This window comes from Novosphingobium hassiacum (assembly GCF_014196055.1).
Classification (GTDB): Bacteria; Pseudomonadota; Alphaproteobacteria; order Sphingomonadales; family Sphingomonadaceae; genus Novosphingobium; species Novosphingobium hassiacum.
In genome coordinates this window covers 86,904-93,850 of sequence record NZ_JACICY010000010.1, presented here as the reverse complement: position 1 = coordinate 93,850, position 6,947 = coordinate 86,904, and the positions used below count along the sequence as shown (strand labels likewise).

Here is a 6,947-nt window from a genome sequence, read left to right as displayed (position 1 = left end):
CCAGCGCGGTGACTTCACCCAACTGGCTGGCGGCAGTGACGGCGGCGAGTGTGGCATCCTTGACCGATGCGTTGTCGTGTTCGACCAGAACGAGAGTCTTCATCTGTTTATCCTCTGATCCCGAGAGCAATGCGCACGGGCTTCGACAAGCTCAGCCTGAGCGGGGAAAGGGAAACGGGCTGCCCTCAGGCTACGCCCATTTCCTTGAGCTTGGCGACAAGTGCGTCGACGTCGGCGACCTTGATCCCGGCGCTGCGCACCGGCGGTTCGATAACCTTGATCGTCTTGAGGCGCGGGGCCACATCGACGCCGTAATCGGCAGGCGTCTTGTTCGCCAAGGGCTTGGACTTGGCCTTCATGATGTTGGGCAGCGAGGCATAGCGCGGCTCGTTGAGGCGCAAGTCGGTGGTGACCACCGCGGGCAGCGCCAGACGCACGGTCTGCAGACCGCCATCGATCTCGCGCTTCACCACGATCGCGTCGCCTTCGACGCTGATCTCGTTGGCGAACGTGCCTTGCGGGCGGCCCAGCAGCGCGGCGACCATCTGGCCGACCTGGTTGCTGTCGTCGTCGATCGCCTGCTTGCCGGTGATGATCAGGCCCGGAGCCTCTTCATTGGCAAGACCCGCGATGATCTTGGCAACCGCCAGCGGCTCGACCTCATCCTCGCACAACACCAGCACCGCACGATCCGCGCCCATCGCCAAAGCCGTGCGCAGCGTTTCCTGCGACTTGGCAACGCCAACCGACACCGCCACGATCTCGGTCACAACGCCCTTTTCCTTCAGGCGAATGGCCTCCTCGATCGCGATCTCGTCGAACGGGTTCATGGACATTTTCACGTTGGCAAGATCAACACCCGAACCGTCCGCCTTCACCCGAGGCTTCACGTTATAGTCAATCACCCGCTTCACGCAGACCAGGGCTTTCATGGGGGTACTCCGAACAAATCCCGACTATGCCCGCCATATCATCGCTCTCGCACTTGGCCTTGCCTGCGCGCGCCTTTGAGCTTGCTTCCCGGTGCATGCTTGCGGTGTGACGACAACGCGGGGGGAAACCTGTGGCAGTGAAGGGGCAAGCGCGGAACGGCGCAAGGCATTCAAGAACATGGAGAGAGTCATGACAGGCAGAATCGAAGGCAAGGTGGCATTCATTTCGGGTGGCGCGTCCGGTCTTGGCGAGGCGATGGTCCAGCGCTTTGCAGAGGAAGGCGCGATCGTCTATTTTGGTGATGTGAACGACGCCAGCGGCGCCCGCGTGGCTGAGGCTACGGGCGCAACCTTCATCAAACACGATGTTGCCAGCGAAGAGCAGTGGAATGACGTCATGAGCCGGATCAAGTCCGATCACGGCCAGCTTGATGTGCTGGTCAACAACGCTGGCATTCTTGGCACCGGCCCGCTTGAAACTATCGACCTCGATGCGTGGAACCGCTTGTTCGCCATCAACGTCACCGGCGTTATGCTGGGATGCAAGCACGGGGGCCTGCTGATGCAGGGGAATCCCGGCGGCGCGAGCGGTTCGATCATCAACATCTCGTCCAACGCAGGCATTCTGGCGACAGCCAGCGATTGCGGCTATTCGGCCACGAAAGGCGCGGTCAAGCTGATGACGCAATCGATCGCGATCAACTTTGCCCGTCGCGGCATCGCGATTCGCTGCAACTCACTCCACCCCGGGCCGACGGACACCGCCATCTTCACCCCCTGGCGTGAAACCGAGGCGGACTCTAATCGGCTAGACAAGCATTTGAAGGAAATGACGCCCCTCGGCCGCATCGGCAAGCCGCGCGAGATCGCCAACATGGCGCTTTATCTAGCCAGCGATGAGTCGAGTTTTTCAACGGGTTCGCAGTTCGTCGTCGATGGCGGCGGCACCAGCGCGCTGGCAGGAATGTGACGGACATGACCAATCAGAAACAGATCGGCGTCGGCATCGTCGGGTTCGAGCCCGGACGTAGCTGGGCCGCAGTGGCCCATGTGCCCGCACTCAACAGCCTGCCGGAATACCGTGTTGCGGCCGTTGCCACGACACGCACGGAATCGGCGCTGGCGGCTGCCGAAGCGATTGGCCTGCCTGCGGATCGCGCGTTTGCGTCGGGTGCAGAGCTGGCGGCATGTGCCGATGTCGATGTTGTGGCAGTGACCGTGAAAGTGCCCCATCATCTCGAACTGGTTCGCGCGGCCGTCGCCGCCGGAAAGCACGTCTACTGCGAGTGGCCACTCGGCAATGGCCTGGCCGAAGCTGAGGAAATGGCCCGTTTGGTGGAGGCCGCCGGGGTGCAGGGCGTCATCGGACTGCAGGCCCGGTGCGCGCCTCCGGTCGCCTATCTGCGCGATCTGGTGAACGACGGCGAGATCGGCGAGGTGCTGTCATCGAACATGTTCGGCACCGGGATCCAGTGGGGTGGATGGGTCGATCGTCCGAACACTTACTTGCTCGACCCGGCCAACGGCGCCACGCTCATGACCATCCCCTTCGGCCATGCGGTCGATGCGATGTGTCATGCGCTTGGTGAATTCACAACGCTTTCGGCTCTGACGGCCATTCGCCAGCCCAAGGTCAAGCAGCTTGAGAACGGGCAGATGTGGGACAAGCGGACGCCAGATCAGTTGGTGGTCAGCGGCACGCTGGAAAGCGGAGCAGTGGCGACCGTGCATTATCGCGGCGGCACTTCGCGCGGGTCCAACTTCGTCTGGGAGATCAACGGCACGAAGGGCGATCTGCGGATCGAGGCGGCAGGCGGCCATGCGCAAATGTTCGAGCTGACGCTGAGCGGCGGTTTCGGCGCGGACAAGAAGCTGAAGCCGCTCGACATTCCTGCACGTTATCTTTGGGTGCCGGACGCTGCCGCAGGTCTCGCCACCAATGTGGCACAGGTCTACCGCAAGTTGTCCGACGCGCTGTCCGGGAAGGCGCCAACGGGCATGGATTTCGGCGTGGCGGTCAAGCGCCACCGGATGCTTGCTGCGATCGAGCAGGCCGCTGCAAGCGGCGCAATTACAACGCTTTAGGTGAGGACAACGTGATGCCGCGCTTCAAAATGATGGTCCTGTCCAATCCGGTCGGTGACAGGGACGAGGAATTCAACCGCTGGTATGACGAAGTGCACTTGGGCGATGTGTTCAAGGTGCCCGGTGTGATCGGTGCGGAGCGTTATCGCTTCCGGTCGGGCAATGACTGGAAGTATCTTGCGATCTACGAGCTGGATTGCGAAGATCCTGCGGCTGTGGAACAGGAGCTGCTGGCACGCGCCGGGTCCGACGCTATGCACTTGAGCGATGCCTTCGACATGTCGCGATTTTTCATGGGCACGGCCGAACTGATTACGCCCTATCGCGCAGCCTGAACCGACGAGCGGCCAGCAATCGGCGCAGATCAGGCCTTTTTCGGGAAGGTCGCGGTGATCTGCGCAAGCTTGCTGGCCAGTTCCTCTGGTTGGCACAGAAACGGTGAGTGGTCGCAATCCATCACCACGACTGGATCACAAGGCAGAGCCTTCTGCATCTGCCGCTGGAAGGCGATGGGTATCGCGTTGTCCTGCAGGCATTCGATATAGGCGCGGGGGACTGACCCAAAGCGATCGGGTGTCAGTTCCAGCTTTACCGCAATGGGCTGCAGCGGTTGCGGCGTGAGCCGTGCGATAGCGCTTTCGGCAAGTGCCTTGTCAGTCGTGTTATAGAACACGCGCATCGCGGTTTGCGGTTCATAGGTGGAACTCACGCCATCGGCCGACACGTGAACCCCCTCCATGACGCCGTCAAGCTGTTCGGCAGCGGCTTCGCGCATGCTCTTACCTGGCGGCACAAGGTTCGAAGCGACATAGACAAGGCCGCGCAGTCGCTCGGGTATGAGCTCGGCACATGTGCTGACAACCGGCCCGGCCATGCTGTGGCCGACCAGTATGACGTTCCTGCGGGCACCAATGTGGGAGGCAACGGCACCAGCACAGGACGCAAGCGTGACCTGATCGAGCGGCGTTCGGTCATGACCCATGCCGGGAAGATCGAGTGCGGATGCCCTGATGCCAAGCTGGTGCAGCACCGGCAGCACCAGTTCCCAGCACCAGGCACCGTGAAGCCCGCCATGGACGAGCACCATGTCTACATCATGCTCGTCCATGTTCGTACCCTCAGTAGGACTTCGGCAGGCCGAGCACCTTCTCGGCGATGAAGCTCAGGACGATCTGGTTGTTCACTGGCGCAACCATGTTGTTCTGAGCAGCGATGTAGAACGGCAGGATATCCTGCGAAACGTCCACCCCGGCACCGCCGAACGTGGTCATTGCGATTTCAGCCGCCATCTTGAAGGCTTCGGACGAGAGGATCTTGACCATGTTGGCTTCGATGCCGGCGTTTTCGCCCCGGTCATAGGCCTCGCAGGCCTTGTAGAGCATGGTGCGCGCCGCTTCGACATAAGTCTTGGCGCGGGCCAGCGGGTGCTGGATCGACTGGTACGCGCCGATTGGCGTATCGAACGGTGCGCGTGTCTTGGCGTATTCTGCGGCGCGCTTGATCACATAATCGGCCTGGCCAACGTTCATGCCAGCCACGAGCAGGCGTTCGGAGTTGAGGCTGTCGAACAGGATCTTGAGGCCCTGGCCCTCCACTCCGACAAGCGATTCTGCGGGCAGCACGACGTTATCGAAGTAGGTCGTGTAGTTCTTCTCGGGCAGGTACATCCCGATATCCATCTGCGTGGCGCTAATGCCGGGCAGCTTGGTGTCGAGGATGAACAGCGAGATGCCCTTGGTCCGCTCTGCCGGGTCATAGGGCTGCGTACGCGCCACGAGCAGGCAGTTGTCGGATTCGACGAAAGCAGTCTGATAGGTCTTGCCGCCGTTGAGCAGAAAGGTGCCATCCGGCTGCCTGATCGCTGTGGTCTTGATCTTGAAGGTGTTGGTGCCGGCGTCAGGCTCGGTAATACCGAAGCTGAAGAACGATTCTCCCGTCGCCGTCGGCGGCAGGTAGCGCTGGCGCTGTTCCTCGCTGGCATGCTTGAGGAGCGGCTCGCGGGACATGAAGTTGGTGACCGCGATGGGCAGCAGCAGGCCGTGCTGGTGCAGGATATCGAGCGCAAGGACGATGTCCGTCAGATGGCCACCCGAACCGCCGTATTCCTCGGGCAGGCCCATCGAAAGCAGGCCGCTTTCGGCCCACATGTCCCACAGCTTCTGCGGAAACTCGTTGCGCTTGCCGCAATCGGCGACATAGGCACGATCGATTCTGCGAATGATGCTGTCGCAGATTTCCCGGATTGCGTCGGCGTTTTCACTCATCTTGGTCATCCATCCCTGGGCTTGCGTGGGCACCTGCGCTGCGCGAGGTGTGATGCAATCTCCATCACACCCCACGCGTTTCTTGGCCATCTGCCTCCGGGTGCATGCAAGAGAATTTGCACTTCTGGACTTTGCCTATTGCCGACGGCGACAATGTCGGACCGGTCAAAACAGCAGAATACCGCTCTTTTCCGACCGTTCCGGATCAGCCAGACGGGGCATCAGGGAGGTTCAGCAGCTTGCGATAGACGTTATGAAAATGCTGAATGTTGGACTCCTGATACCGCGCCAGTGTGAGGAAGGCTTTTGCCGGTGGAGCGGCCTTCATGCCTTTCTGGATTTCGACAAGATTCGACATGTCCTGATGCAGGATATGGCCGACCACGCCCAGCGCCTCGCATTCGTCGGTCCTGTCGTCAGGGCCGAGTTCCAGCATGGGCGGGGGTGGGGGGGCGGTCTGCCCCTTGGGCGTGCGGGCAGTGACGCGCACCTCCATCATCGACAGGCCCGGATCGCGCCCCACCGGAAGGAAGCGGTACCACCAGGCCAGAGCCTCGCCCCACCAGGGATGATGATTGGGGAACATGAAGCACTTGGTCATGTCGAGGAAATAGGAGTTCGGCTTGTCCGACAGATCGTGACCGCTTGTCGCCTCGAGTGCGAGACGTCGTTGCATCGCACACCAGGCGCGGCCTTCGGTAAATGTGCTGATCGATCCTGCTTCGGGTAGCGGCAGCCCCATCGTCTGGCAGAACTGCCTCGCGCTCTCTTCGGGCGAGATGGCATCCTTGACCCACAAGTCAGGCACGACTGACGGGGTGACGAGGCGATTGATGTGACTGTCGCCGTCTTCCCAATTGTCGTACTGGGTATAGGCCGATCCGAAGAAGGGCATGCCGTCCCAGTGCGTTTCGAGCACATGGTAGCCCTCCATGAAGGCTTCCTGCGTCAGCTTCCAGTTGCAGCGGACGGTCTTGCGGAAATGGGCCACGGTATGGCGCTCTTCCATCGGGTGATCGGCGAACAGCGCAGGCAATGGGCCCAGAGCCTTTTCCAGCGGCGCTGATTCCGGATCGGGGTTGATGAAGACATTGCCGCCCCAGCGGCCCACCTTCACTTCCGAGAGCCGGTGATGGCTTTCCGAAACGCTGGGGAAATCCTCGCGGCCCGGCACCCATTCCAGCGATCCGTCCAGGTTCCAGCTCCATGCATGGAAAGGGCAGCGGAAGTTCTCGAGGTTCTCGGCATGATCGCACAGGCGGCGTCCGCGATGCGGGCAGAAGTTGTGATAGGCCTTAATCTCGTCAGCAGCCGAACGCACTATAATGTAGGATGAATCGACGATGTCGTAGGTCAGCCGATCGCCGACATTCGGGATGTCTTCCTCGCGACAGGCGATCTGCCACTGCTTTTTCCAGAGGTGTTCGACTTCGAGATCAACATACTTGGCGTCGGTATAGCGCTCGAACGGCACGATGGCCTCCATGGCCACCGGGTCGCCCGAGGGTTGCAATACCGGCGGAACCGGCTGACCATCGAGGGCGAGGATTTGGGCAAGGGTCAGTTTGCCGACCGAAGACGTGCCGGAAACGGCCTTGGGCGTCTCGAAACCGTAACCGCCCAGGGCGGGGATACCATCCTTGTACATTCTTACTCTCCCACAGTA

General features: G+C 61.2%; 7 protein-coding genes and 1 pseudogene. 3 read left to right on the top strand and 5 right to left on the bottom strand.

Translation table 11 applies throughout. From position 1 onward, the window contains the following. Window positions 1-103: pseudogene (locus tag GGQ88_RS21375) on the bottom strand (electron transfer flavoprotein subunit alpha/FixB family protein); the annotation flags it as partial. 82 nt (window positions 104-185) lie between these two features. Continuing rightward, window positions 186-932 carry an electron transfer flavoprotein subunit beta/FixA family protein gene (locus GGQ88_RS17160; RefSeq protein WP_183614681.1) on the bottom strand — a complete coding sequence of 249 codons (747 nt, stop codon included), beginning with the start codon at window positions 930-932 and terminating at the stop codon, window positions 186-188. A gap of 190 nt (window positions 933-1,122) precedes the next feature. Between GGQ88_RS17160 and GGQ88_RS17155 the strand changes: the two genes are divergently transcribed. Genes GGQ88_RS17155 through GGQ88_RS17145 form a run of 3 tightly spaced genes read left to right on the top strand, consistent with a single transcriptional unit; the run spans window position 1,123 to window position 3,352 of the window. Beyond that, window positions 1,123-1,902: an SDR family oxidoreductase gene (locus GGQ88_RS17155; RefSeq protein WP_183614680.1), complete on the top strand. Its 780-nt coding sequence runs from the start codon at window positions 1,123-1,125 to the stop codon at window positions 1,900-1,902. Between the two features lie 5 nt (window positions 1,903-1,907). Continuing rightward, window positions 1,908-3,017 carry a Gfo/Idh/MocA family protein gene (locus GGQ88_RS17150; protein ID WP_183614678.1) on the top strand — a complete coding sequence of 370 codons (1,110 nt, stop codon included), beginning with the start codon at window positions 1,908-1,910 and terminating at the stop codon, window positions 3,015-3,017. Between the two features lie 14 nt (window positions 3,018-3,031). After that, window positions 3,032-3,352 carry a DUF4286 family protein gene (locus tag GGQ88_RS17145; RefSeq protein WP_183614677.1) on the top strand — a complete coding sequence of 107 codons (321 nt, stop codon included), beginning with the start codon at window positions 3,032-3,034 and terminating at the stop codon, window positions 3,350-3,352. A 29-nt stretch (window positions 3,353-3,381) separates the two neighbouring features. On the opposite strand, the gene GGQ88_RS17140 is transcribed toward GGQ88_RS17145, so the two are convergent. The 3 genes from GGQ88_RS17140 to GGQ88_RS17130 all read right to left on the bottom strand — a co-directional run bounded on the left by GGQ88_RS17140 (window position 3,382) and on the right by GGQ88_RS17130 (window position 6,929). Beyond that, window positions 3,382-4,125 carry an alpha/beta fold hydrolase gene (locus GGQ88_RS17140; RefSeq protein WP_183614676.1) on the bottom strand — a complete coding sequence of 248 codons (744 nt, stop codon included), beginning with the start codon at window positions 4,123-4,125 and terminating at the stop codon, window positions 3,382-3,384. Window positions 4,126-4,135: 10 nt separating this feature from the next. Beyond that, window positions 4,136-5,290, bottom strand: a complete 1,155-nt coding sequence (locus GGQ88_RS17135) for an acyl-CoA dehydrogenase family protein (protein ID WP_183614675.1) — start codon at window positions 5,288-5,290, stop codon at window positions 4,136-4,138. Between the two features lie 196 nt (window positions 5,291-5,486). After that, a complete protein-coding gene (locus GGQ88_RS17130; RefSeq protein ID WP_183614674.1) occupies window positions 5,487-6,929 on the bottom strand; it encodes an aromatic ring-hydroxylating oxygenase subunit alpha in 1,443 nt (480 codons plus the stop codon). Window positions 6,930-6,947 lie beyond the last annotated feature (18 nt).

Coding starts and splice junctions, on each gene's coding strand:
- GGQ88_RS17160 (WP_183614681.1), bottom strand. CDS start 932: ATGAAAGCCCTGGTCTGCGTGAAGCGGGTGATTGACTATAACGTGAAG.
- GGQ88_RS17155 (WP_183614680.1), top strand. CDS start 1,123: ATGACAGGCAGAATCGAAGGCAAGGTGGCATTCATTTCGGGTGGCGCG.
- GGQ88_RS17150 (WP_183614678.1), top strand. CDS start 1,908: ATGACCAATCAGAAACAGATCGGCGTCGGCATCGTCGGGTTCGAGCCC.
- GGQ88_RS17145 (WP_183614677.1), top strand. CDS start 3,032: ATGCCGCGCTTCAAAATGATGGTCCTGTCCAATCCGGTCGGTGACAGG.
- GGQ88_RS17140 (WP_183614676.1), bottom strand. CDS start 4,125: ATGGACGAGCATGATGTAGACATGGTGCTCGTCCATGGCGGGCTTCAC.
- GGQ88_RS17135 (WP_183614675.1), bottom strand. CDS start 5,290: ATGACCAAGATGAGTGAAAACGCCGACGCAATCCGGGAAATCTGCGAC.
- GGQ88_RS17130 (WP_183614674.1), bottom strand. CDS start 6,929: ATGTACAAGGATGGTATCCCCGCCCTGGGCGGTTACGGTTTCGAGACG.